General features: G+C 51.6%; 24 protein-coding genes. 5 read left to right on the top strand and 19 right to left on the bottom strand.

All coding sequences use genetic code 11. From position 1 onward, the window contains the following. Positions 1-39 precede the first annotated feature (39 nt). Positions 40-468, top strand: a complete 429-nt coding sequence (locus GM557_RS02860; protein ID WP_155572878.1) for an EamA family transporter — start codon at positions 40-42, stop codon at positions 466-468. A gap of 53 nt (positions 469-521) precedes the next feature. Here GM557_RS02860 and GM557_RS02855 read toward each other — a convergent pair whose 3' ends face one another. The 11 genes from GM557_RS02855 to GM557_RS02805 form a co-directional block, all read right to left on the bottom strand. Next, positions 522-1,952 carry an amino acid permease gene (locus GM557_RS02855; RefSeq protein WP_155572877.1) on the bottom strand — a complete coding sequence of 477 codons (1,431 nt, stop codon included), beginning with the start codon at positions 1,950-1,952 and terminating at the stop codon, positions 522-524. A 130-nt stretch (positions 1,953-2,082) separates the two neighbouring features. Next, the gene (locus GM557_RS02850; protein WP_230880581.1) at positions 2,083-3,612 is read right to left on the bottom strand and encodes a hypothetical protein; all 1,530 of its coding nucleotides are present in this window, start codon (positions 3,610-3,612) and stop codon (positions 2,083-2,085) included. A gap of 250 nt (positions 3,613-3,862) precedes the next feature. Further along, positions 3,863-5,392, bottom strand: coding sequence for an alginate export family protein (locus tag GM557_RS02845; RefSeq protein ID WP_230880580.1), 1,530 nt, complete (start codon positions 5,390-5,392; stop codon positions 3,863-3,865). Positions 5,393-5,567: 175 nt separating this feature from the next. Next, on the bottom strand, positions 5,568-6,608 hold the full coding sequence (locus GM557_RS02840) for an SDR family oxidoreductase (RefSeq protein ID WP_155572876.1): 1,041 nt from the start codon (positions 6,606-6,608) through the stop codon (positions 5,568-5,570). An 87-nt stretch (positions 6,609-6,695) separates the two neighbouring features. After that, positions 6,696-7,937, bottom strand: a complete 1,242-nt coding sequence (locus GM557_RS02835; protein WP_155572875.1) for a glutamate-5-semialdehyde dehydrogenase — start codon at positions 7,935-7,937, stop codon at positions 6,696-6,698. A gap of 25 nt (positions 7,938-7,962) precedes the next feature. Beyond that, positions 7,963-8,613, bottom strand: a complete 651-nt coding sequence (locus GM557_RS02830) for an invasion associated locus B family protein (protein ID WP_196424576.1) — start codon at positions 8,611-8,613, stop codon at positions 7,963-7,965. Between the two features lie 35 nt (positions 8,614-8,648). After that, a complete protein-coding gene (locus GM557_RS02825) occupies positions 8,649-9,335 on the bottom strand; it encodes a hypothetical protein (protein WP_155572873.1) in 687 nt (228 codons plus the stop codon). Positions 9,336-9,451: 116 nt separating this feature from the next. Beyond that, positions 9,452-9,811 carry an invasion associated locus B family protein gene (locus GM557_RS02820; protein ID WP_196424575.1) on the bottom strand — a complete coding sequence of 120 codons (360 nt, stop codon included), beginning with the start codon at positions 9,809-9,811 and terminating at the stop codon, positions 9,452-9,454. A 24-nt stretch (positions 9,812-9,835) separates the two neighbouring features. Next, a complete protein-coding gene (locus GM557_RS02815; protein WP_155572871.1) occupies positions 9,836-10,069 on the bottom strand; it encodes a hypothetical protein in 234 nt (77 codons plus the stop codon). A 135-nt stretch (positions 10,070-10,204) separates the two neighbouring features. Further along, positions 10,205-10,798, bottom strand: coding sequence for an invasion associated locus B family protein (locus tag GM557_RS02810; RefSeq protein ID WP_196424574.1), 594 nt, complete (start codon positions 10,796-10,798; stop codon positions 10,205-10,207). A gap of 137 nt (positions 10,799-10,935) precedes the next feature. Continuing rightward, positions 10,936-11,475: an HdeD family acid-resistance protein gene (locus GM557_RS02805; RefSeq protein ID WP_155572869.1), complete on the bottom strand. Its 540-nt coding sequence runs from the start codon at positions 11,473-11,475 to the stop codon at positions 10,936-10,938. Between the two features lie 158 nt (positions 11,476-11,633). Between GM557_RS02805 and gpmA the strand changes: the two genes are divergently transcribed. Then, positions 11,634-12,341 (top strand): 2,3-diphosphoglycerate-dependent phosphoglycerate mutase, encoded by a 708-nt coding sequence (gene gpmA / locus GM557_RS02800; RefSeq protein WP_155572868.1) that lies wholly within the window; start codon positions 11,634-11,636, stop codon positions 12,339-12,341. A 12-nt stretch (positions 12,342-12,353) separates the two neighbouring features. On the opposite strand, the gene GM557_RS02795 is transcribed toward gpmA, so the two are convergent. The 5 genes from GM557_RS02795 to GM557_RS02775 all read right to left on the bottom strand — a co-directional run bounded on the left by GM557_RS02795 (position 12,354) and on the right by GM557_RS02775 (position 17,632). Further along, the gene (locus GM557_RS02795) at positions 12,354-13,235 is read right to left on the bottom strand and encodes a GIY-YIG nuclease family protein (protein WP_155572867.1); all 882 of its coding nucleotides are present in this window, start codon (positions 13,233-13,235) and stop codon (positions 12,354-12,356) included. A gap of 169 nt (positions 13,236-13,404) precedes the next feature. Then, positions 13,405-14,586 carry an SMP-30/gluconolactonase/LRE family protein gene (locus GM557_RS02790; RefSeq protein ID WP_155572866.1) on the bottom strand — a complete coding sequence of 394 codons (1,182 nt, stop codon included), beginning with the start codon at positions 14,584-14,586 and terminating at the stop codon, positions 13,405-13,407. A gap of 126 nt (positions 14,587-14,712) precedes the next feature. After that, complete coding sequence (locus tag GM557_RS02785; protein ID WP_230880579.1) at positions 14,713-15,777, bottom strand: asparaginase; 1,065 nt, start codon at positions 15,775-15,777, stop codon at positions 14,713-14,715. Between the two features lie 63 nt (positions 15,778-15,840). Then, complete coding sequence (locus GM557_RS02780; protein WP_155572865.1) at positions 15,841-17,058, bottom strand: hypothetical protein; 1,218 nt, start codon at positions 17,056-17,058, stop codon at positions 15,841-15,843. Positions 17,059-17,116: 58 nt separating this feature from the next. Next, positions 17,117-17,632 (bottom strand): hypothetical protein, encoded by a 516-nt coding sequence (locus tag GM557_RS02775; RefSeq protein WP_155572864.1) that lies wholly within the window; start codon positions 17,630-17,632, stop codon positions 17,117-17,119. A 331-nt stretch (positions 17,633-17,963) separates the two neighbouring features. Between GM557_RS02775 and GM557_RS02770 the strand changes: the two genes are divergently transcribed. Next, the gene (locus GM557_RS02770; protein ID WP_155572863.1) at positions 17,964-19,469 is read left to right on the top strand and encodes a globin-coupled sensor protein; all 1,506 of its coding nucleotides are present in this window, start codon (positions 17,964-17,966) and stop codon (positions 19,467-19,469) included. Between the two features lie 108 nt (positions 19,470-19,577). On the opposite strand, the gene GM557_RS02765 is transcribed toward GM557_RS02770, so the two are convergent. Then, positions 19,578-20,699: a glycerol dehydrogenase gene (locus GM557_RS02765; RefSeq protein ID WP_155572862.1), complete on the bottom strand. Its 1,122-nt coding sequence runs from the start codon at positions 20,697-20,699 to the stop codon at positions 19,578-19,580. A gap of 296 nt (positions 20,700-20,995) precedes the next feature. Then, the gene (gene panC / locus GM557_RS02760) at positions 20,996-21,829 is read right to left on the bottom strand and encodes a pantoate--beta-alanine ligase (protein ID WP_155572861.1); all 834 of its coding nucleotides are present in this window, start codon (positions 21,827-21,829) and stop codon (positions 20,996-20,998) included. Between the two features lie 177 nt (positions 21,830-22,006). Here panC and GM557_RS02755 point away from each other — a divergent pair, with 177 nt between their 5' ends. Together GM557_RS02755 and GM557_RS02750 are read left to right on the top strand one after the other, a co-directional pair. Then, complete coding sequence (locus GM557_RS02755; protein WP_155572860.1) at positions 22,007-23,248, top strand: TIGR03862 family flavoprotein; 1,242 nt, start codon at positions 22,007-22,009, stop codon at positions 23,246-23,248. Further along, the gene (locus tag GM557_RS02750) at positions 23,245-24,711 is read left to right on the top strand and encodes an ATP-binding protein (protein WP_155572859.1); all 1,467 of its coding nucleotides are present in this window, start codon (positions 23,245-23,247) and stop codon (positions 24,709-24,711) included. Before GM557_RS02755 ends, GM557_RS02750 begins: the two co-directional genes overlap by 4 nt. Here GM557_RS02750 and GM557_RS02745 read toward each other — a convergent pair. After that, positions 24,708-26,324, bottom strand: a complete 1,617-nt coding sequence (locus GM557_RS02745) for a DUF563 domain-containing protein (RefSeq protein ID WP_155572858.1) — start codon at positions 26,322-26,324, stop codon at positions 24,708-24,710. The genes GM557_RS02750 and GM557_RS02745 overlap by 4 nt on opposite strands. Between the last annotated feature and the right edge of the window lie 54 nt (positions 26,325-26,378).

Below are 26,378 nucleotides of genomic sequence, written 5' to 3'. Positions count from 1 at the left end.
ATATTTTAGAAAAAGATCAGCATAATATGAGGAGGTATAATGCCCTCTACCTCATGGCTCTTTTGGGCCTTACTTTCCGCAGGCTTTGCGGCATTAACGGCTCTGTGCGCTAAGGTCGGTGTTAATGAGATAGATTCCGACCTTGCAACATTCATCCGTACAATCGTTATTCTTGCTATTCTGGCCGCTTTATTGCTGGCGACAGGAAAGTTTCATAATACCGCAGGCTTTACGCCACGGGCGTGCTTTTTCCTGCTGCTCTCTGGTTTGGCGACGGGGGCCTCATGGCTTTGTTATTTCCGCGCCCTCAAGCTGGGGGATGCGGCCCGTGTTGCACCAGTCGATAAACTCAGCGTTGTGTTTGTCGCCTTACTAAGCGTCACATTCTTAGGTGAGCAGCTATCACTTAAAGGCTGGATGGGGATTCTTTTTATAGGGCTGGGGGCTATCCTCGTCTCTATAGGTTAGCCCGCCCATAGGGATGGAAGGAAGCCCCCTCCATCCCTATTCTTATGCCTAACTTAGGCGTTACCGTCTTTAGACTCTTCGTCCTTTGTCTCTTCCTCCGTCACCACAGGCTCGGAGATAGCGACAGGGGCCAAACGGCTCGCAAAGTTACATGCCATGAGATAACACACCACGGCTGTACCAAGGGAGGCAAAAGCCGTTTCCCGCTCGCCGGGATTAATCAACATGGCGACAAACACCAAGATGATAGCAATCAACGAGGCAATGCTCAGATACGGATAGAGCATCATGGTGAAATGCTCACTCGTCCCAGCACGCTTACTACGCCCACGCAGAACAATATAAGATGTGGCAATAAGCGCGTAGGTTAAGAGGATTAACCCACCACTACAGTTCAGCAAGAAGCCGAAAATCTCACTCGGTGCGAAGATGGAGGAGAACGCCACCAACAACCCAGCAATAGAGCTGATCGTAATCGCCATACGCGGGGCTTTATCTGGTGCAGAGCGCACAAGGAAGGCCGGGGCGTCACCCTGAATCGCCAACTCTGTCAGGATACGAGAGGTGATGTACATGCTGGAGTTCAAGCAGGACAGAACGGCACTCAAGATAGCAATCTGCATAATGAGCGCAGCACCCGGCACACCCATAACCTTCAACACAGCCACGAAGGGGGATTTACCCGGATAAAGGCTCCACCACGGCACGATCATTGTAATCAAGCAGATGGAGGAGACGTAGAACATCATAATCCGCAAACCGAGTGTCCGTGTCACGCGGGAGACGTTCTCGCCCGGATCGGATGTTTCAGCCGCCGCAACGGTGGAAATCTCAGACCCCATCATGGTGAACAACACCGTTGGCACAAGGGCAAGCAGCGGCACAATACCATTAGGGAACAAACCACGGCGACCAAAGAGATTCTCATGCACGGACACACCATGACCAAAAACATGCAGGACATAAAGCAATGCCAGTAAGATAAAGGCCACAATGGTGAACACTTTGATGCTGGAAAGCCAGAACTCACATTCACCAAAAATCTTTGGCGCAAAGAAGTTCACCAGCTTCATGCTGATGATGAGCAGGACAGACAACACCCAGACAGGCAGATGGATCCAATCCCGCAGCATCATGGCCCCAGCGATAGCCTCCGAGCCAATCACCACCACCCAGAAAAACCAGTAAAGCCAGCCAGAGGCAAAGCCGATCCGATCCCCATGGGCAAGACGAATATATTCCACAAAGGAGCCACGGCCCGGGTCACTCACGACAATCTCGCCCAGCATGCGCATGATCGCCATGATTAAGAAGCCCACAGCAACGAAAACGAGCGCAATGCCCGGTCCCGCCTTTGCTATAGCCGCACTACTCCCGACAAAAAGTCCCGCGCCAATCACACCGCCCAGGGCAATCATCGCGATATGACGACTCGAAAGTCCTTTATCCTCGGACACGGTTTGATCGCTAGTTGGTTCCTTCATGAAAAGGTCCTTATGATAGTTGGCTGTACGGGGCACCCAGTAAAAAAGATGAACACTCCGCTACGGTAACCCATTTTGTGACATCTCCCGACAAAATGGAAGGCAGAACAGAAGAAAAGCCCGTATTGCCCTAAAAATGCCGGTAAAAATAAAGTTCCAGAACGCCTGATGTCCCATGCATGGGCGGAACATTCATCCCACTAGGGATCCCTGCTTTTGCAAGAGCCTTACCCCCAGGGCCTGCAAATGCGGCCCCTCCTGTAATGGCTCCAGATGTATTGGCATCAAACGAATATTCAGCAGAAAAATCAACCTCATCCGACATATGCCGCCCTACCGTACTCGGCAGGCCAGAGCCACTGGGATAGAGAAAAGAAAGGTCATAGAAATGCAGACCCAACTTTAATTCATCGCCTTTGCGTAATAAATGGATTGGGGGCACGCCTGTCAAGTCCACCTGATGAATTTCCATATTCGAGAGCGGAGCAAGATACATGCCTGTAATCTCTCCCGGCCAATATCCGCCATAAGTATAGCGGCGACCATCATAGAGAAAATATGTATCATAATTATGTTTTGTCCGGCTATGAGGGTTCTTCCCTCCACTAAAGCGCGTATAGCGGTAGAATATATGGGGCTTCCATGGCAGAGATGTAAACGTATATCCCGGCTCTATATAGGTTGCATAGGCGCTAACACCCTTATAACCATTACCTGCATGGCTATTTTGTTCAGAAACAAATGTCCCATATAAGGAGAAATGCTTGTCAATGCCCCATGTTTTTACAGGAATGAACGTCCCACCCCAACTGAGCTGCGTAACATTCATCCCCTGCCGGTCCGCACGGTTTGCGTAGTCATAAGCGGCCCCAATATTCGCCTTACGCACATGAAAATACGCTAACGTAATATAGGCCGCTCTATCCTCATAAACTGCACCACCGTTACCACCCTCTTTGCTGCGAAAAAGGGTAACATCAAACCCCTCAAACTTCGTCTCCGGGCGGTCATTATTGCGAGTCTGATTGTTATTAGTGTTATTCTCCAGCATAAACGCATCGGCACGGATATGCTTACCTTGATATTTAATCACCCCAGGTCCTGCAAAAGCAAAACGCGGCGCATACCACCACGCCCCACGATCCCCAGAGCTATAAGCCCCCTTACCCATAAGAAAGCCATCATCAATCTGGAACTTTTGCCGCCCTCCTTCGAGGATCAGCTTTTGGTCTTTATTAAACGGTATATCGACCCCCAAATTAGCTTCCTCCAACGTAATCGCCCGCGGCGTACGCGTGGTTTGGGAGAGGCTTTCTGCATCCCCATCGCCTAAGGTTGTCGAGCCAATCGCCGATGCTTGACCAAAGACCGTAAAGCCCCACGGGGTCTTCCATTGCCCTGAGAGAATTGGCTTGCCATAGAGCTCCGCATAGGTCGTATCTTGAATCAACGCATAACCGCCTGAGCGGCGTTGCCTATAAGAACCCGCACCGTAATTCGTATTGGGTAGAAAAAACGCATCCCCGCCAATATCCAACCCGGCTTTAATCGTAACATTCTTACTCTCAATAAGTGTCTGATCTGCATAAGCGTCAGAAACTGCATAGACATTGCCTAATGCGGCCAGAGAGATAAGCAATCTCCGCAATTTTGATGCCATATTCAAACCTTTTTGGGGTATTTTGTCGCTCTTTTATTACAGGATAATCTAACTCTGTCTATATCATGACATAATTAGTTATTAACTAAACCTATAATTACTCATCTATATATAAAGTTATTCTTTTATTATTGTAGAATGTAGATTTTTGTTTATCAGCCGTTAATGCCCTGTTCTCCGTGCCTTTTCCTCTCTTTGAAAGCACTATGGGGACGGCCTTTCCCGTATGAAAATTACCTCTCAAAAAATCTCAAAAATGTTTATAAAAATATAACTCCACCACGCCAGACGCCCCATGTACCCCCGGCATCGTCTGCCCAGCAGGCACACCAGCACGCACTAAAGCTCGCCCTGCTGGACCAGAAAACGCCGCCCCCGCAGCAATCGCACCTGATGTATTAGCGTCCAACGCATATTCGGCAGAGATATTCACCTCATCAGACATACGCCGTTTTGTCCCCGCTGGCAGCCCTGCCCCGGTAGGATAAAGATAAGCGAGGTCATAAAAATGCAGGCCAAGCTTTAGCTCGTCATCCTTCTTCCATAAATGAACAGGTGGCACACCTGTAATATCAAATTGCTGAATCTCCATATTAGATAAAGGCGAGAGATTATTACCTACAATCTCACCCGGCCAATAGCCGCCATAAGTATAGCGCGCGCCATCATATAAAAAGAAAGTATCGTAATTATGCTTTGTCCGGCTATGTAAATCCCTTCCGCCACTAAAGCGTGTATAACGGTAGAATATATGAGGCCGCCAAGGTGCATTTGCAAATGTATAGCCGGGCTCTACATATACAGCATAAGCACTTACACCCTTATAGCCATTGCCTGCATGGCTATTCTGCTCCGAAACAAAATTGCCGTAAAATGTGATATTCTTTGTAAAAGGATGAGCCTTCATCGCAAAGGGTGTCCCGCCCCAGCTAAGAGCTACGACATTCATCCCCTGCCTATCTGCCCTATTGGAGTAATCATAGGCCGCACCTTTATCCGCATGACGCACATAAAAATAGGTCAGCGTAATATAGGCGGCTCTATCACCATAAGTAGAAGCCCCATCACCCCCCGGCTTACTGCGGAATAACGTAACATCAAACCCAACAAACTTTGTTTCTGGCTTATCATTTCCATAAGTCTGGCGGTTATTACTATTATTCTCCAACATAAATACATCAGAGCGTAAAGATTTCCCCTCATATTTAATGACCCCCGGGCCAGAAAAAGCAAAACGTGGCGCATACCACCACGCCCCTCTCTCACCGGAGCTATAGGCCCCCTTCCCCATCAAAAACCCATCATCAATTTGGAACTTCTGCCGCCCGCCCTCAATAATCAGCCGCTTTGTTTTCGTGAGAGGGATTTTGACACCGAGATTTGCATCCTCAAGATTCACCTGCCGTGGTGTGCCAGAGGTTTGGCTCACACTCTCTGCATCACCATCGCCAAGGGTGGTAGAGCCAATGGCTGAAACTAGCCCAAAAACTGAAAATCCCCACGGTGTCTTCCATGTGCCAGAAAGCATAGGCTGGCCATAAAGCTCCCCAAGGGTGACATTCTTCGTGCGTGTATAGTACCCCCCTTTATGCGGCGCGTAAGAACCTGTCGCAAAATTAGCATTAGGGAAATAAAACGCATCGCCACCAATATCTAATGCAGCATTGATGGTGATATCTTTACGAGAAAACAGCGTGAGATCAGCATAAGCTTTGGGAAAAGGGATGATCGTGACCGCCATAAACGCTGCATAAAGCAGTTCCCGCGTTTTTACCGCCATGACTATCCTTCTCTCGGTCTCCTTGGCGGCTCTATTACAGCATGTTCGTCCGACAATCCAGAGAATGTTACAGAAGCGAAAAAATATCTCGCTCTATTCTCCTCTCACCCCAAAGCTCCCCTGCAAGGGGGCAACCATGCAGGCTGCCACCACATTGCATAAGCGGCATCACACCTTACCCCGGTACGCCATCACCACCGGTAATACCCCAAACTTGTCCCGTCACATAGCTGCTCTCTTGAGACGCCAGCGTGACATAAACCGGGGCAATCTCCACCGGCTGACCAGGGCGATGATAAGGCGTCTCCTCCCCAAAATGTTGCACAACTGGTTGCGGCTGTGCCCCGCATACTTGGAGAGGCGTCCAAAATGGTCCCGGTGCCACAGCATTCACCCGGATGCCACGTGGGAGAAGCTGCCGGGCCAAGCTATGGGTCATATTGGCTATACCGGCCTTCGTCATCGCATAATCAACCAGAATAGGGTTAGGCTGATACGCATTGCGGGAGGTCGTATTAATAATCGCACTACCCTTTGGCATATGCGGTATGGCCGCTTTTACAAGCCAAAAGAGTGCGTAAAGATTCGTCTTGACTGTCCAGTCAAACTCCTCAGTCGTAAGCTCAAGAATATCCTCACAATAATGCTGCCGCCCTGCATTATTAACCAGAATATCCAACCCACCCAACGCATCAACCGCTTTATGTATGATGGTCTGGCAGGTTGCTTCCTTACGAATATCACCCGGCAATAACACGGCTTTTTGCCCTGCTTGACGGATAAGAGCCTCAACCTCACGCGCATCACTTTCCTCTTGCGGCAAGTAGCTGATAGCAACATCGGCCCCCTCGCGCGCATAAGCAATCGCCACGGCCCGCCCAATGCCGGAATCCCCACCAGTGATCAACGCCTTACGTCCCGCAAGCCGACCGGAGCCTTGATAATGCGCCTCCCCACAATCAGGGCGAGGGGTCATCGCACTTTGCAGGCCGGGCCAATTCTGCGGTTGTTGCGCAAAAGGGGGAGCGGGATAACGCGTCACAGGGTCAAATAACCCCCCTGCCTCGTGCGTCTGCATGACAGACGGCCCCGCCGCAGCTTGAGCAGATGAAAATAAGGAAAGTGACCCCAAAGCGGCAACCCCAGAGACAAAACTCCGCCTATCAACAGCCCGTTGATGCTCGGTTTGGCGGGCATCTTTTACAATACGTGACATAGAGGCTCCTTCCTCAACGAACGTTTATAAAACATCCCCTACCCTCTTCTTTCCTCAAGAGGAGGTCAAGCAGCCCTTATCTCATCATTATGGCCGTATATGCCCCGCCCCATGCACCTCATAACGGTAACTCGTTAGTTGAAAAGGCCCAATCGGCCCGCGTGGTATGGCACGCTCTGCCACAATCGCCACCTCTCCCCCAAGGCCGAACTCCCCGCCATCGCTAAACTGGGTCGAGCTATTCCACATCACAATAGCACTCGGAATACGCGCCATAAAATAACGCGCTACGGCTTCATCCTCTGTCAAAATCGCTTCAGTATGGTGGGAGGAAAAACGTGCAATATGCGCTAGGGCCTCGTCAATATTGGCCACAACAGCGATATTAAGCACTTTATCCAACCATTCTGTCGCGAAGTCTTCCTCTATTGCCGCAGGCAAGGTTGGCAGAAGGGCACAGGCGGCCTCATTCGCGCGAAAGCTACAGCCCTCTGCGCCGAGGTCTGCTACAATCAACGGGAGAAGCTGCGGTGCAATGGCAGCATCTATTAAGAGCGTTTCTGTCGCCCCACATATGCCGGGGCTACGCAGCTTGGCATTACGCAGCACACGCCTTGCCATCATAGGCTCTGCCGCCGCATGAATGTAGCTATGGCACAACCCTGCCGCATGCGCCAAAACCGGCACGCGTGATTCCCGCTTGATACGCTCTGTCAAAGCGCGATCGCCACGGGGAATGATGAAATCAACCAACCCAACAGCCTGCAATAAGGCCGCACGCTGTGCCGCATCCCCATGTGGAATGAGAAGAACGGCATCTTCTGGCAAGCCCGCCTGTCGCAAGCCACGCTGAATCACTTCATGAAGGGCCTGCATACTATGGGCACTCTCCGCCCCACCGCAAAGCAGTATCGCATTACCTGACCAAAGGCTTTGTAATGCCGCATCCCAGCCTATCACCAAGCGATGCTCGAAGATTAAGCCTAACACCCCCAACGCTATGGCAACACGGCGGATTTTTAAGCCATTGGGCCGTTCCCATTCCCCTAGAACCTGCCCAACAGGGTCCTCCATCTCCGCAAGAGCCTCGGCCTTACGGGCCATCCCTTCCAAACGCTCATCTGTTAATGTTAATCGCGCTTGTAAAGAAGGACTAAGAGCAGGCCCGCCTATATCATGCTGGTTCGCTGCCAGCACAGCCGCCTTATCCGCCCGCAATGCAGCAGCTATATGGTACAGGGCGTCTTGACGCTGTTTTGTCGGGCTTAGAGCCACACTCTGAGCCGCTATCCGCGCACGCTGTGCGAGATGTTGCACCGTCATAGGCATGACCTATCTCCCTCCCTACCCTACATTAGGGGGCCAAGGCTCCTTGAGCGGCCCAGCTCTCAATCTCCCTCATCCCAAGCTGAATATCCGCTAAGGAAAAGCTGTAGGACCACGCCTCACCCTGCTTTGTTTGCGCGCTTAAATACCCCATTTGCCCCGTTGCTAGGGCCTGAAGCTGCTCAGCCGTCAAAGCCTGCTGCACCATGCAGCCCGTACCATCGCATGATTGTATCGTCAGCGGGATAGTCGTCCCTTGGTCAATACGGAGAGACGGCGCAGCCTGCATCCCAAATGGCAAGCGCGTGGGTAAGTTAAAGCTTATCTCCCATGGCTGTTGTGCCAAAGGGGCTGTCTTCATATTCGGTGTGGTGTGTGTAAAGAGGAGGAAACCGCTATCAATCGTTGTGCCGCTCATATGCTCAAGCTGAATAATGCAAAATTGCGTCACTTGTGGGCTGCCTTTGGCAGGATACGCACAGCCATAACGCCACGGCCCTGCAAAAGCGGACCGCGCAGCAACACCCGGATGCTCTGCGGCCATAATCTCCGGCATGCCCCCACCTTTTTGCGTGACAGACGCAACAAGAGCCGCCTCATCCGCCCATGCTGGTACCGGCATAAAAAATACGAGCAATGCAGCAAGCACACCCCCAAACATATAACCATCATGCCGCATTTTCATTCCTTCCCACACCGCTCTCATACCCCCCCTTATGGCCCTGCTGCTTTTGGGGCCTCACAGGACTGACATTCCGGCTGCGTCTCAGTAAATCTGGTCACATTATCAAGCATGAACCGAAAGTTCATAAAGCCCAGATTGTAGAACCATTTTGTGCCATTCTTCAATGTCACTGTCAGATGGGCATGTTTTGCTTGTTTAAGAGATTGTACAAACGCGTTTGATACCTCGGGGCGAAACGCCGCTTTGCATTTCTTACCGTAACACACATCCCACCCTATTGCCATTGGTGGGCCGTGGTCCACCACAAGCTGTAGAGGGATGCTCTGGTCTGCCTCTACCATATCTGGGAAGATAACCAGCACAAACCATGGATGCTGCGACGATGGGGCTTCCTCACGCGCTAAGAATATCTCGCCACCTGATAAAAAATTATCTGTTACTGTCCCTCCCATAAAAGGACGACTAACCCAACATTTGGTAACGTTATTATGCCACTCTGGCGTCCCGGGGAGGCATCCCAACCCCCAGCTCCACCAGTTCCGCGCCAAACTCGTCCTTATCGCGCCTCTCACCTGCTCAGTACCTGTATCAAAAGGCAGATGAGGATTCCCCCAATCCACGCGCGCAAAAGCGTTACTGCCCCAACATAAGAGGCAAGCCAAGAGGCCGCTCTTTACCAACGGCATTACCCTCTTTTGCAGAACAAAACGTACCATGATAGCCCCTTACAAAAACACCCGGTCTTATAATGAAGGCTGGGTATCTCTATTTACGAGAGCATAGCCCCCAAATAATATGGGAGTTCGCAACCCACTCCATCATAATCCACATATTAGGGGATTAATTCACCATGCTCAATCCAGCTATCAACCTGTGTTAGACCTGTATTTACAACATCCAAAGAAAAGTCATAAGAATAGACTGTGCCGTTCTTCTGCTTTGCAGTGAAATGCGCCTGTTTTTTAGTCTTCAAAGCCTGAATAACAGCCTCCGGTATAGCCGGAATCCGTGCGCTGCATCCTAAATCTGTACAAGACCGCCAATTAATAGACAAAGTTGGACCTTGCTCAATAACTAACTGAGCAGGCACGCTTTGGTCCACCGCCACAGATGCCGGGGAAACGACGGCCCCCCCCCAAGGCTGCTGCACAATGGGTCGAGCCTTCATATCCGTTGTTTGACGTAAAAACATCACCATCCCATTTTTGCTAGTTTGCTAGGGGGTCTTACCTATGGCAAAAGCACGGCCTACCGTACATACCGTAGCACTTGCTGGACTAGCCTTACCCGGATAGACACACCCATACCCCCATGGACCCATTGTCATCGCTTTTTTCACAAAGCCGGGACTTGCTGGTACAGCATCAGGGGAGGTTCCTGCATGAGCATAAGAGCTACCAGCAAGACACACAGCCAGCGCGCATAGGCCGCCTTTTACAAAACGCATCATTCTTATCTTTATCCTTATCATAGGCGTATTTTGCAACGGACGCTAACGCATTTACCCCGCAAAGCCAGCACTACACGCCCAATGCCTCTGCCTATATTCCTTAAAAACTCTGTTAGTTAATGCCTTAATGCACGATTAAGGGGTTAACTCACCATGCTCAATCCACTGGTTAATCTGTGTAATGCCCGTATTCACCCCATCCAGGGTAAAATCGTAAGACCATAGCGTGCCATCTTTCTGCTTCGCTATAAAACGCGCCTGCTTTCCCGCCTTCATTATCTGGAGAAAATCCTCATGGAGAACCCTAGCAATAGTCTGACATCCTAAAAAGCTACAAAACGCCCATGGAATTAAAACTTTATGCGTCTGATCTACCACAAGTTGCGCTGGCACTGTTTGGTCAACTGCCACAGCTCTGGGAAATATTACAAGAACCCCCCAAAATTGTTGGGCGATCGGCTTCTGCGCCACATCAGACGTTACGCGCAAAAAGATTGCAGACCCACCAATAGCCCCTGCCAACACACCTGAACGAAAAGGCCCACCAACCCCACAACTAATTATATGAGCTTTGCCCGTTTTATCAGGGTACGCACAACCATACCCCCACGTCCCAATACGCGCTGACTTTGTAAGCAAACCGGCACGAACAGGTATTGGGGCTGGAGAGGCGGCATCCTCAGCATAAGCAGCATGCCCCCCAATATAGCCAACAAGAAGAATGACCACAGCCCACATGCCATTCTTTATAGAGAGAGAACATTCCCCCGTTTTCACTCATCCGTCTCATACCCCTATATAAAGATACCCAGCCACTATGCGAGGCCGGGTCTCTTTATACTTATGATATGCCATCATCAACGCATTTAGAGCAAATGCTTCAGTAACGCGCTCCGGTAAATCAAAGAAAAACCCCAGAAAATCAAACTAATCGCTACATAAAAACCTAAAGCAGCCTGTGCGGTGATGGGGTTTAAGCACAGCAGCATCACACCGAGAACGATATTCACTAACGCATCAATCGCCATAAAGCCACGGCCATAAGGAGAGGCCCCCATACCTGCAAGCTCCATCACACCACGGACGATGAACCAAGCGGCGATCCACACCGTTAAACCAATCGCGGCACCAATCGGATTAAAGAAAATCAGACCCGCTAGGACGATAAAACATATCCCCAAAAGCCCATCGAGCATTTTACGCTCCATGGCATTACGGCGGAAGACATCAACCAATGTACAAATCCCCGCCACAAACAACAAAGCAGCTACCAAAGCGGTAAGAGAGATGAAGGTCAGTACCGGGGTCACTGCCATCACAAGACCTGCGATAACAATCAATATCCCCATAATCAGGCCGGAATTACCTTCCCGCTGTAGTAATGAGTCGTCTTTCTTCTCAATCATGAATGGCGTCCTTCTATATCATCACATATTCTGCATGGCCCATCCTTAACCATCTGGCAAGTATGAGAAGCCATGCATGATAGGCGGGGCATTCTCTCTTGGCGTCCCCTATAATCCTCTTGTAGCGTTACAGCCCTAACCATTAAGAGGGAGGCCCCATGACCCATGCAAGACTCGTGCTCATGCGCCACGGGCAGAGCCTTGGTAATCATGCTAATCTCTTCACCGGATGGTATGATTTAGACCTCTCCCCCGCAGGTCATGAAGAAGCCAGAAGAGCAGGCCGCCTGATGCGTGCACATGGCTTCCAGTTCCATGCAGCTCATTGCTCTATGCTTAAACGCACCATCCATACTTTATGGCATTGCTTGGATGAGCTTAACCAAACATGGCTCCCCGAACATAAAAGCTGGCGGCTAAATGAACGTCATTACGGTGCCCTACAAGGGCTGGAGAAAAACGATATTATTGCCCGCTATGGGGCTGAGCAGGTCCAACAATGGCGGCGCGGCTTTGCCATTACCCCACCGGAAGTTAAGGAAAACAGCCCCCATTATCCCGGCCATGACCCACGCTATGGCAGCCTCCCCCGCGCTGACCTCCCCAAAGGAGAGAGCCTCGCTACGACAATAAAGCGCGTCCTTCCTTATTGGCAAAACACACTCCGCCCCAGCTTACAGGCGGGGCAATCCTTGCTTGTCATCACCCACGGGACGGTTATGCGCGCGCTCATCAGTCAACTAAACAGCCTCAGCCCGGCAGAAACCTGCACGCTAGAACTCCCCACCGGCACCCCGCTCGTCTATGAGTTTAAAGCCGATGGTAAAATAGAACGCGCTTATTACTTAAAGGCGCACGACGAATAATGCACCTTCACTTTACTCCCTGACACATTCCGACAATGTGTGCCCTGTCTCGTCCTTCCATTCTATCCATCCATTTGCTGCACGCCCCAATAAAAAACTAGCGGCAGGGGATGGATTTGTAAAAACTCTATCTTGCATTAACCGTAATTTCTGCCCCTCCCACTTCAATATCCCTTCCTTAATAGCCCTCTCTCGTTGTGCGACACAGCTCGGGGAATAAGCCCTCAAACCCTTTGATTCTACTCGCCCGTAAGAGCCTTTAAGAACGACCATCCCCTCTTCCGTATAAATACCGCACCCTTCCACGCCATCTCCTCGGCAGAAAAATAATTTCTCTACCTCAGAAAGCTTCTCATCCTCTCTCACCTGCCCTTTAGCGACACTCCTTTTCAATTTTAGTTCAAAAAGAGGATACCCTAGGGTTGTCAATAAAATATCAATCGTTCCAAATAACTCTACACATTCGGCTTTTACAGAAGGATGAACTTGCGGCAAAATACCCGTATTACCGTTGCTCAATATGTAACGTTCCACCTCTTTTGTTTTTTGTATCGCCATTGCTTCCAGAAAGCGACCATGTGCTACATTCAAGCTCTCCGCACGCGATACAACCACCACTGCTTTATTCCAAAAATCCTTACTCCTATTATGCTCTTTTAATCGCTCACCTAGCCGCTCTGTTTGCCCTATATAAACTTGGGGATGTTCTGTTTGTTCATCTTCACCAAACAAAAAATAAAGCCCCACAGCTTGAGCTTCTGACATCCTCATAAAACGATCCAGCTGCGCCCTTGGAATCTCAATGACATTTACAAGGCGGGTCGTCACCCAGGCCACACGAAGACTTTGCGGATTACCAAATGGCAAAAAGACCTGAATTGTTTGAGGGTGCATTATTGTCACTCCCTATCCTCTCTAAGAAGTAACGTCATGTACAGAGTATGACACATATGCTTCTCCCCACCTATCCACAGCCTCATCCCCACATCATCCACTATTTCATCCGCCAAAATTGTGGGTAACTCCGTTGGAGCGTGGGACACATGGGGCATGGGAAAAAGCATTAGCAATACCCTGCCCCTTGGGTTGCCGTCACGAGGCTAAAGAGGGCCGTGCCACAGCACATATATAGGATATTCCGTTTCGGCCCACCAAAAGTGAGGTTGGAGCAGCCAATGGGCAGGCGAATACGGCCTATCATCTTTCCTTCTGGGTTATAAATCAGCACACCGCACAGCCCTAACGGCCCCCATGCCCCGCACCAAAGATTACCCTCCACATCGGCACGGAGACCATCAGGGCGCATCGGATGGCCTGCTACGGTGAAATCCGTAAAAATCCGTCCATTTACCGGGCGGCCCTGCTTTATATCGAACACATGGATGCTGTGGTCTGGCAAGGGCGGTTGCGCACCCAAAGCAACACCTGATGAAACCACATAAAGCTTTGTGCCATCAGGTGAGAAGCAAAGCCCATTAGGGCCAGCAACATCCTTTTGGGATAGTACAGCCTCTATCTTGCCTGTCTGCCCATCAATGCGGAATGTATGGTCCTCCTGCCGCTGCAACCCGCCATATTGGCTTGTCAGCTCAGCATCCAAATAAGGATTCAGATGCCGATGAGGGTTTGCTGGCCCCTCCGCATCGGCATGGCCTTCTACCACACCATCCCCATAGCCGGGGTCGGTAAACCAGATGCCCCCATCAGGGGCTACGACAACATCATTAGGAGAGTTAAGCGGCTTACCGCGATACCGGTCGGCCAAGACGCTTGCTCTGCCATCATGCTCCCAACGGATAACACGGCGCATCCCATGCTCGCAGGTAATTAACCGGCCTTCTTCATCAAATGTATTGCCATTAGCATTATAGCTCTCCCGGCGATACACGCTGATATGCCCTTGCGGCCCATCCTCTGGATCATACCGATATTGCCGGCTTGCAAGCGTATCACTAAGTAGGAGGAACCGCCCAACCGTACACCATGCAGGCCCCTCCAACCAGCCAGCCCCTTGCCATACACGCTGTAAAGGGGCGTTGCCGTAATTCACCTGCCCAAAGGCGGGGTCCAAAACTAATATATCGGGGTCAGGCAGATTAACCGGCGGAGCCTCTGCCCCCCACGGGCGCGGGGGCATGCTCGTCACACTCAGCCCAGAGGCAATCGGCCCGATGGCCCGCCCTGCAATGGGGGTAGCCGCTAAACCCACAAGGCCACTCAACACACCACGCCGGGTTAAGCACATATGCCGCGCCCTCCTTTGTGACACCTTTGCTTTGATGCTCATGCCCTGCCCTCCTCATCTAAAATATTCGCCACCCTACCGCGGAAGGCTCCGGCTTATAAACTGATGAAGATGCAGGGCTGCTTCTCAATACCCGAAAGCAAAAGCCTGTTGCACATCTCCAACATCCCGCACATCTGCCGCTAAGAGAAGTTGGAGCAATATCCGAGCCTTTTGGGGGTTTAGGTCATATGATGCCACAAAATGATGCGCATTATCATCAACCTCTACATTCCGGTTAACAAACCCATCCCCCACATGGCTAGAGCGCACAACCACAAGCCCCGCTGCTACGGCACGGTCCAGTGCTTTCATGGCCGAGGCAGAGACATTGCCATCGCCCATCCCGGCAATCACAAGCCCTTTTACCCCTGCACGAATGGATTCATCAATCTGCCGTCCATCCATATCCGCATGAGCGTAAATCACATCAACAGCTGGCAAGCTCTGCTCTTTGGGGAGTGCCATCGCCAAACGCGAGCGCGGTGGGGCAAAAAAACGCACCGCTGCCGGGTCCACAATCCCAACAGGCCCTGCATGACGGGAGGTAAAGGTTTGCAACGCTGTGCTATCAGCCTTACTCACCCAATGGGCCGCATGGATTGTATCATTCAGCACCACCAACACACCCCGCCCGCGTGCGTGGGGATGGGTAGCGACCTGCACAGCCTCGTAAATATTCGCCGGACCATCCGCACTAATGGCTGAGCCAGGACGCATAGAACCTGTCATCACCACAGCTTGCTCATGGTGCAACACAGTATCGAGGAAGAAGGCCGTCTCCTCCATCGTATCCGTGCCGTGGGTGATAACCACCGCATCCGCCTCATGATGAGCAAAGGCGGCATTAATCCGCTCTGCGAGACGGAACCAGACCGTATGATTCATATCCTGCGAGGGAATATTAGCAATTTGCTCCACCTGAAGATGCGCAAGCTTGTCCAGCCCCGGCACGTTCGCGATGAGTTGCTGGCCTGTTGCCGCCCCGGCATCATAACCAATGGCCGAGCGTGGGTCAGCCTTGCCCGCAATCGTGCCCCCTGTGGCTAAGATAAGAACACGCGGTAAGGGCCCCTGCCCTGTGCTTCCCCCGCCAGACGCAGGAGCGGCCGCCATAAGGCTTGTCCCCCAAGGTAACATCGTCAACACCATAAAAACTGCCCTTATGTAAGCTTTCATCCCCATAGCCCCCTTCATCATCAACACGCACCTCCCCTACACAAGGGCCACGATGAGCGGGCCCAGCAATGTGAGTAATACATTGGCAAGTGCATAAGTAATCGCAAACGGAATTGTAGGGCTACTATGACCCGCTTTGGCTAAAATCTCCCCAAAAGCAGGGTTAGAACTACGCGTCCCCGCTAAAGCCCCGGCAAAGAGAGCCACATTGCGATAGCCTAATACAAAATAGCCAATCAATGCCGTAATCATGAGGGGGATAAGCGTTACCAGCCCCCCTAATAACAACAACATAACCCCATGCTCTGCAATCACCGCCACGGCGCGTTGCCCGGTTTGCAGGCCCATCACTGCCACAAACCCCGCTAAGCCAAACATGCTCCAAAAGGCACAAACTGATGAGGGCATAGCCCCATAATGAGGGTGCCGCCCTTGCCACCAGCCAAACACCAAGCCAGAGAGCAACGCTCCGCCCCCGCTCCCTAATGTAAGGGGAATATCCCCCCAATGAACCACCACCAATCCCAGCAACAATCCCGCTGCAACGCCGAACATATTATAAACAAGGTCCGTCCCCACTGGCAGAATCACCGGCGGGATGGCTGAATGTTTTGACGTTTCTAGTACAGCATCCTCAGTAGGGGTAAGCCCTGTATTACGCGCATCCTCCGCTAAAGACCGGCCCATGCAAAAGGGCAGAATATTCACACAAAAAATGATTGTGCCGATAGAGCCAAAAATGTAGGTCACCGCATAACCAATGGCGACATTACCTTGTAATTGCTGTACTTGCGCTAAAGGCAGACCTAACTTTTCTAAGGCCGATCCTGCGGTGCCAATCATCGCAGATTGGGTCAATCCCCCAGCCGCTAAGCCCGCAGCCATCCCTTTATCTAAATGAAATAACCGGCCTAGGATAACAACCGTGCCAAGGCCGCTCATGGCCATAATCACCGCTAAGGCGATTTCCTTACAGGATTGCCGCCCTAAAGAGCGGAAAAAACCCGGCCCGCTGCGATAGCCCACCGCATAGATGAACAAGACAAAAAGGACCGTTTTAAGGTTGGAGCTAATCTGCACACCATATTGACTGAGCAAAACTGCGACTAATAAAGACCCTGCCACCCCACCAAGCTGGAAGGCTCCGACCTTTATACGCCCTACCAAATACCCCAACCCGATAGAGAGGAAAAAGGCCAGCTCTGGACTTTCAGCAAATAAATGCGAAAGCCCAGAGGCTATAAAATGCAACATCCTAAACCCTTTTCCTCATCGGCTTAATAGGGGGCATAGCACTACCCCCTTGGCGTCGTTACTCCGCCGCTGTAAAAATTTCTTCTAAATGCTCAAGAGAAACTTTCTCCAAGCTATCGGAGATAGACTTCCCATCATGGTCGAGCTTCTCAATCTCATAAACCACAAAACCATCATTATCATAATGAACATGCGTGACGATAAAGCGATCACTCGCTTCGCCTTCCCCACGATGCTCCTCTGTCTTTTTAAGTATTTGTCCCTTTTGGAAGGGGAACTTCTCTAATTTTTCGTCATCAATTTGTCGAACAGCGTGGTTCCACTCTTTAAAAGTCTGCTTAATGACGGAATAAATCTCCGTAATATTGGGGAACTCCTCCACATCTTCCGTTGTCAAAACCTCAACTGTAGCAAGGTCAGACCCGAAATTGGCTTGGAGCTGATAAATGTCTGGGACCACCGTGCGGACAGCCTCCAAAACACGCTCAAGAAACTCTGGCCCATACATAGATGAGTTAAAATTCAACATCTTAGAACGATCAAGCGTAATAGTAATTTTGGCAGTTGTGGCCATAACGCCCTCCTGGATAAAAAATTGCCAACCTCATTTTACCAAATTGCTACCGCCCAGCACAGCCCCTACGCTCATAGAAAGGGCATTATACCCAAAAGGCCCCTCCCCCTTTCACACCGCCATCACTATGAAGTAGATCATAGAAAAATAAATGTATTTTATCACATATATATAATAATCTTATTGTTAATTGTTAGGTAATAATTCCAAAAATATTAATAAATAACTTCATTTAATCTGAAAATATCCTATACCATCAAAAAATACTTTCAAAAAAATCTTATTCATTCATATTCCCCTCCAAAGCTGTAAAGAACGCTTGGAGTGTTTCATGCCAACAATCTCAACCGCCATTACTCACGACAATAAGCCTCTTGATGATTCTGTGAACCTACCGTCTCGCCTTCATTTTCTTGGTCTTACTGAAAAAGAATGCCAAATAATCCGGCGGATTGAGCCTTATATTACCAAAGCCATCCCTCATGCGTTGGATATTTTTTACGACCTTGTTGCTAAAGAGCCAAAAACAAAAATATTCTTCTCCTCTAAACAACATATGCAACAGGCCAAACAGGCACAACTTGGCTATTGGCGTCATATTGCTCTGGCTAATTTTGGGACACAATTTGCCGATACAGTCCGGCGTGTTGGTAAAACCCATGCCCGCATTGGGTTAGAGCCCCGTTGGTATATTGGGGGCTATGCCGTTATTTTAAGCCACATTATCCAAGATGTTACCGCACAACTTGTCCCTGCTGTCCCTTTCTTACCGCCAAAACTCCCCCTACGGGAGCTTGCATCTTCTTTCGCCTGCCTCTTAAAAGCAGTCTTTTTAGATGTGGACCTCACTATCTCTATCTATATTGAGGAGACTAAGAGGAGCAATAAAGAAGAAATGGCAAAGCTTGATAACGCTATTGAGCAAGAGCGTCAGTTCGTCACTCAAAGCTTCGGCCATATCATCAACGCATTAGCCGATAAAAACCTCTCCCTCTCTGTGGAAGGTGACCTCCCCACAACCTATCTCCCCATGCGCGATGACCTCAATCACGCCATCGCTACATTATGCCAAACCCTCAATATCATTAAGGAAACAACTGGCAGCATTGATAATACAGCCGATGAGATAAATAGTGCTGCCCGCGACCTTGCTCGCCGGACTGAAAAACAAGCGGCATCTGTCGAGAAAACAGCCGCCGCAGTGGAGCAAATCACCGCAACTGTGTCATCCACCGCCGCCCGCGTGTTAGAAGCTAATCACTTTGTGAAGGACTGCCAAACTGCCACAGAACATTTCGGCACGATGATTCACCGAGCCCATGAGGCAATGAAAGGAATCGAACGCTCTGCCGAAGCGGTGAATAAAATCACCAATGTGATCTCTAATATTGCCACCCAAACCAACCTCCTTGCCCTCAATACAGGGGTAGAGGCGGCTCATGCAGGAGAGGCGGGCAGCGGCTTCCGCGTGCTTGCCCAAGAAATCCGTAAATTAGCCAACCGTGTCGGTAACGCCTCTGAAGAAGTGAAAGAACTTATCAGCACATCCCAAAACCACGTCACCGCAGGCTCCAGTATTATGAAGGATGCCAGTAATGCCGTGGGTACTATCATCTCCAACGTGGCGAACATTAACTCACATCTCCAAGAAATTACTAAAGCTACATCCGAGCAAGCCTCCGCTTTGAAGGATGTAAATAGTGCCATTGCCACCATCGACCAAGGCACGCGGGAAAATGCCGCCATGGTGGAGGAGACATCCGCCGCAACTGCCAATATGGCCCAGCGTACACGCCAGCTCCGCCACCTACTAGGGGAGTTCACCCTACAGAACTAACCTAACCACACCATATGCATACCCATATAAAAAAAAGCCCGGAGCATCTATCCCCGGGCCTTTTTGCAAGGAGGGTGGAAAACCCACCCCCCTTTATAGAGCAGAGCCTTATTTGCCCTGATGCTCTGCGCGATAACGCTCACCTAACGCATTAGCCGCTACCATAGCGTGATACACATCATCTGGCGTCACCTTAAAGGGTAGGTTCCCCATTGTGTCGTTCTTATCGCAAGCGATTTCAGCAACTTTGCGCCAATCTGCCTCAACAAACTCTTTTACGCCAAGTTCCTTCAGCGTCATGGGCAGGCCAGCAACCCGCACGACACGCAAGACTTCCTCAATCTCTTCCTTCGGCGCATTCTCAAGGACGAGCTGGGTCATCAAACCAAAGACCACTTTTTCACCATGCTGAGCGTGGTGGAGGTCCTCAATCGCGGTCATACCGTTATGCACCGCATGGGCTGCGGCAAGGCCGCCTGTCTCCGCCCCGGTCCCACTAAGATAGATAGTCGCCTCGACCATCTCCTCCAAAGCGCGGGTCGGCACTTTATTGCGGACGGCATCCATAGCGAGATCCACATTCTTACAGACAAGGTCGTAACACATGCGTGCTAGGCCCAACCCTGTACGGGACGGACGCTTACAAGAAAGGTTCATCCCATCAGCCTGATGGCAAGCCCGTGCCTCAAAATAGGTAGAGAGCGCATCACCAATCCCCGCAGCGAAGAAGCGTACCGGTGCACCAGCGATCACACTTGTATCAGCCACCACAACATCAGGATTCTGCGGCAGGAAGAGATAACGGTCAAACTCACCGGACTCAGTATAAATCACTGCCAAAGCGATACAGGGGGCATCGGTAGATGCAATGGTCGGGTACAGGATGATAGGCAGTTTGTAGTAATGTGCCACAGCCTTACTGGTATCGAGTGTTTTACCACCACCAATACCCACGATGACATTCGCACCCTGCTTTTTGGCTAGCTCACCCAGACGTTTAATCTCGGCATCTGTACATTCGCGATTAAACTTCTCGGCCTTCCCCTTCAGCCCTGCTTTCTCCAGCCCTGCGACAGATTCCTTCTGCACGCGCTCAACGAAGAACTCATCGCTGATGATGAAGGCATTATCGCCGAAATCCTTTACAACATCATGTAGCTGGGCCAGCAGACCCGTACCGATGACAAATTTCTTAGGGGAAGCAACGGTGCGTGGGATATTGTTAACCATACTCAAACTCTCCTATCAAGCATATGAACAATGCTGAATACCCCCTTACGCTACGCCCTTCTTACGCGCTTGACTAGAGGGGGGAGCGTATTTCCCGGCATGACTGCATGTAGTGAACTGCATAGGTTTTTGACTATTACCCTTCTTTACCTGAAAAACTCTCCCTTTCCTTTAATAATGGGACGAAAATACCCCTATTTATAGGCACTCCGCCCTCTCCCTATTATTTTATACAGAACCATCTACGGCCTCATCACCTCCGCAAGGAGAACATAATATTATCCCCTACATCAACCTCATAATAACGGCATATTATCAATCAAACGCACCGCCCCTAGCCGGACTGCTAATAACGCCAAGGCATGAGACGGGATAATCTCCCCCTCGGTATGGAATGTCTCTGGGTTTACAATCATCGCATAATCAATGTCTGTCAGCCCTTCTGCCTCTAGGACAGAGCGCATTGCCGCCTCCAACACAGTACGGCGATGCTCCCCAGCACGCACACAGTCCCGCGCATGGCACAAAGCCCGATACAAAGCCGGGGCACGTTTGCGGTCCTCCTCCGTTAAGCGGCTATTGCGGCTAGAGCCAGCCAAACCATCTGCCTCCCGCCATGTGGGGGCGGTGATAATCTCTACAGGGCTGTTCACATCCTCCACCAAACGGCGAACAACCGCACATTGCTGCGCGTCTTTCTGCCCAAAATAGGCCCTTTGTGGTTGGATGATGTTAAATAACTTCGTCAGCACCATCGCGACCCCCGCAAAATGACCGGGGCGAGAGGTGCCCTCTAATGCAGCAGCCACACCGCCAAGGGACATCTGCGTTACAAAGCCTTCTGGATATAATTCTGCCACATCAGGGGCGAAAACACACGCCACACCTTCTTGCTGTAACAAGGCCACATCGCGCTCTAACGCACGAGGGTAAGTTGAGAGGTCCTCTGCCGAGCCAAATTGTATGGGATTGACAAAGATGCTCACAATCACCGCATCATTCTCCGCCCGCGCTTGCCTAACGAGGGAGAGATGCCCCTCATGCAAAAAACCCATTGTCGGGACAAAACCTACCGTCCCTAAAGCAGCACGCGCGTGCCGTATGGCTTGGATTGTTGTGCAGAGTTCCATCTCATCATCCCCTTCATCTAACGGCCCTATAAGCCTAGAGGCTCCTCCTTATCCTGTCTTATAAGACGATTCTATAGAGGGTTGCATAGAAAGCCCATCTTTCCCCTTGCTACAGAACAGGCTAACAACAGCTACAGCCTCCTCTTCACACGATATTATCGCCGGATACGCCCCTCTATGTGCCATCATGCTACGGCTCCTACTGCCCCTATTGCGATTATTGGTGCTGGCCCTGCAGGGCTTTTCGCTGCGGAATTATTGAGCAAGCGCGGCTATCAGGTTCATCTTTACGACCATATGGCGCGGCCGGGGCGCAAGCTCCTTATGGCAGGGCGTAGTGGCCTCAACCTCACCCATAGCGAGCCGCTAGAGACCTTCCTCACCCGCTATGGCCCCGCGCGCCATTGGTTAGAACCCGCTTTACGCGCCTTTTCCCCCACAGACCTCCAAAATTGGGCTGAGGGGCTTGGCACGCCTTGTTTTGTGGGCAGCTCTGGCCGGGTATTCCTGCACTCTCTTAAAGCCTCACCCCTTCTGCGCCAATGGCTTGCGCGATTGCAACAGCAAGGGGTGCAGTTCTTTCCCCATCATAAACTCATCGGCCAAGAAGGGCTAACCCTCACCTTCCAGACGCCAAAAGGGGGTGTAACGCAGCCTGCCTCGGCGGTTATCCTCGCCCTTGGGGGAAGTAGCTGGTCCCGCTTGGGCAGTGATGGCCAATGGGCCTCCCTCCTAACCCCTTATTGCACGCCGTTTGCGCCCTCAAATTGTGGCTTTATGCCCGACTGGCCGGATGACGTCCTCACCCGGCATGAGGGCGCCACATTACGCGGGGTTACGCTCAGCTTTGCAGGCCAGACCAAACGTGGGGACCTCATCATCACCAAACGCGGGCTTGAGGGGGCTCCCCTTTATGCCCTCTCGGCCCCTCTGCGTGAGGCCCTGGCGCAGAACCACCCGCGCCCTATCACCCTGCATCTCTCCTTACGCCCTACCTTAAAGGCGGACGCAATAAGGGAGCGTTTGGCACGCCAACGCCTGCGTGAAAGCCGGAGCAATAAGCTCCGCAAAGCCTTAGGGTTAGACCGCACCATGCGCGAGCTGCTCACCCTCCTCTGCCCCGAAGCCCGCAGCCCTGATGAGCTAACACAAGCGATTACGCATCTCCCCCTCACCCTCACCGCACCAGCCGCATTAGACCGTGCTATCTCAACGGCCGGTGGGGTCAAGCAGGATGCTTTGGATGAGCATCTCATGTTCCATCATCAGCCCGGCTTATTCGCCTGTGGAGAAATGCTTGATTGGGAGGCTCCAACGGGGGGATATTTGCTCCAAGGGTGTTTTTCGACCGCTTATCTTTGCGCAGAGGGCGTTCATCTCTGGCTCTCTGGCGCATTGCCCGGTAAACTACCTGCATGAGTTCATCACAGTTTGGCCCCCTTCTCCTTGGCACGACCTCCCGCGGTGAGGATGCCCATATTGACCTCCCCGAATTGCTCGCTACGCGTTTGCTCGTGCAGGGTAATTCTGGCTCTGGCAAATCCCACCTCCTCCGCCGGTTATTGGAGCAGAGTGCGACCCTCGTCCAGCAAGTCATCATCGACCCAGAGGGGGACTTCGTCACCCTTGCTGAAAAATACGACCATCTCGTGATTGAGACAGATACACAATCCGAGGCCAGCCTCCGCGCGGCGGGGGAACGCGTGCGTATGCATCGTGCCTCTGTTGTGCTGAATCTGGAACAAAGTGAGGCAGAAGGGCAACTCCGCTCCGTTGGGGCCTTTCTGAGTGGAATGTTCGATACCCCACGCGCTTATTGGTATCCCGTCTTAGTCGTTGTGGATGAGGCGCAACTTTTTGCCCCCATCGCAGGGGGGGATACCTCTGATGAAGCGCGCCGCCTCTCCCTCAATGCCATGACCAACCTCATGTGCCGCGGGCGTAAGCGCGGTATGGCGGGAATTATCGCTACTCAACGCCTTGCCAAGCTTGCGAAGAATGTCGCCGCAGAGGCCTCCAACTTCCTTATGGGGCGGACCTTCCTTGATATTGATATGGCCCGTGCCGCGGACCTCTTAGGGATGGAACGCCGCGCTGCTGAGAGCTTTCGTGACCTTGCCCGCGGGCAATTTATGGCCCTCGGCCCCGCACTCGCCCGCCGGCCTCAACGGGTCACGATTGGCCCGGTGGAAACCGCAAGCCATGCAGGCGGCCCAGCCCTTATGCCCTTAGAGCAACCCTCCATGCCTGTGGAGGAATTACGCGACCTCATCTTAGAGCCTGTTGCCGAGCCAACACCCCGCCCGCGTAAAGAGCCTGCTGCCCCCAAGCCGGACCTCCTCGCCCAACTTGATGCCTATAGTGCAAACCGTGCCGCAGAGGAGCAACAGCAAGCCAGCCTCTCCACCGAGCCAGACCCAGAGACCCTCTGGCAACTTGTTGCAGAAACAGGGCAGGATAAAGACGCAGCCTATCGCCCGCTTGCTACCTTGTATCAAGACTTCCAAATGCGGGCGCGTTTAGCAGGATTCTCACGCAATTTACTGCCTATGGCGCGCTTCCAAACCATGCTCAGCACCATCCGATGCGGCCTAACGCGCGAGCAAGCTGAGAGCGAAGAATGGCAGGATATTCAACAACGGGCCGGACGCTTACCGGATGATATGCAGCCTGTTTATTTCCTCCTCGCCCGGGCTGCGATGGAAGGCAAGCCATGCCCTGATGATGCCGCCCTTGCCCGCGCTTACGGCACACACTCCTTAGGACGCGCCCGGCGGCAACTCACTTATCTGGAGACATGCGAGGCCATCATCTTACAAGGGACAGGTCGCCACCGCCGTGTTGCGATTATTGGGCCGGGCTGGCAAACCGCGGCTCTTTAATCACGGCTTGTTTCTTCCACCTCATGGAACATACGGTGCCACGCGGCAGCAAGGCCGGTTTGATGCGCGCTCTGCTCATCCCATGTGCCGGAGCGGCATTTATGCCCTAATAAAGTAAGAACCTGCTGCAACCGCCCGCGCGCCCATGTTACATTATGGGGCTGTAGGGTGAATTGCTCCCAATCAAGACGTTCTGTTCCATCACTATGCAAAGGCAGGCCCATATGGGCGGGCGGAGCCTTTAACCATAAGCCTGTTTTGGGATGTTGCAGGCTCACACGCTCTCCCTCCCGAAGGATACGGTAGGAGAGCAGCGGCTCCCGCTCATCATGGACAATATCCAAGCATGGTAAGCAATCATCCTCTGCACAGAGGAAGGCCACATCCCCCACAATAAGAGCCAGAATAGGCACATGCCAACGATTTGTAGAGCCACAACAAGAGACGATCTCGGAAGCAGTATGCAACATCACCGGCTCACCAAGACCAGAATAAAGCTTGAAGATACCAATCCTCTCCCCAAGGGAGGGCGTGGGAAGCATCGCGCGTGATACACGCGGCGCAGGAGGATGTTTCTCCTCCCGCATAAGCTGCGCTAAGCGTACCAAAAGCGCATTAGCGACATCCTCGGGCTTTTCGAACATACAGGCTTCATGAAAGCCATGTGGCGAAGGGACATGCGTTTGCCCGCTAGGCTTTACCTGCACATAAGCGACACGCGCATCATGCACAGCATCCATAAGAGGGAAGGAGCGATAGACGTGGTCATCAAAACATAAAGCAACGCCACACACATAATCGGTGAAGATGGCCGTATGCCACGCAGACCCCATAAGACCAATAATAGGATGACACGCAAAAAGAGAGATTTGCTCCCGCACACTTAATTGCTCTGGGACCACAATCTTCACCCCGCGCTGCTCCAACGCTTTAATGAGCGCATCCTCATTCACCAACTGGCGGGATCCCGTCTTTAAAGCCGCACGGCTTAAATAAACAGGCTGCACCTTACGCTCTCGCATCTCCTGCGGGAGAGCACGTTCGCCTATCTGCCGGCAGATTTTGCCATAAGTCTCATATATAAAGCCATCCTCGCTAAAAGCCTGCCCGGGGAGGAGCAGCTCCTCCACAATAACGGGTAAATGCGGGATAAGAATCTGCTCGGCTTTAATACCGCAATAAGAGAAAAGCTCTGCCATCCACGGCGTGGCAAAAATCTCCCCCACGGTCATATCACTATGAAACAAAATATGCCGCTCTGGGTCGGGGTTCTGCAAACAATAAACCAAAACACCCAGACATTCCGTAATAAAATGCCCATAATGATTGCCAATAACACCACCGTAAATAATACGCTCTTTAAGGCGCAGCCGGTGCGATGATGTCGTAAGAGATGTTGTGAGACCTTGGCTTTTTACAGTTTGAGGGTAGTTGGAAAATAAAGCATGGTCGAGTATCTGCCGCCCTGTCTCCGAGAAAAGACCAAACGCCGTATCACGCCCTCCATCTGCCCGTGGAACATAAATAACATTACGCCTTATTTGGACCTCAGGCTGCCCGGGGAAAACACTGCCCTGTAGAGCAGGAATGGGGCAATCTACTAATGTCATCATGTTATATCCCTCAGCCGGTCCCTCTTTATACGCGGTCCTACTGTTTTAGCGTCA

It is taken from the genome of Bombella sp. ESL0385, assembly GCF_009725755.1.
Taxonomy (GTDB): domain Bacteria; phylum Pseudomonadota; class Alphaproteobacteria; order Acetobacterales; family Acetobacteraceae; genus Bombella; species Bombella pollinis.
This window is presented reverse-complemented; position numbering and strand designations above follow the sequence as displayed.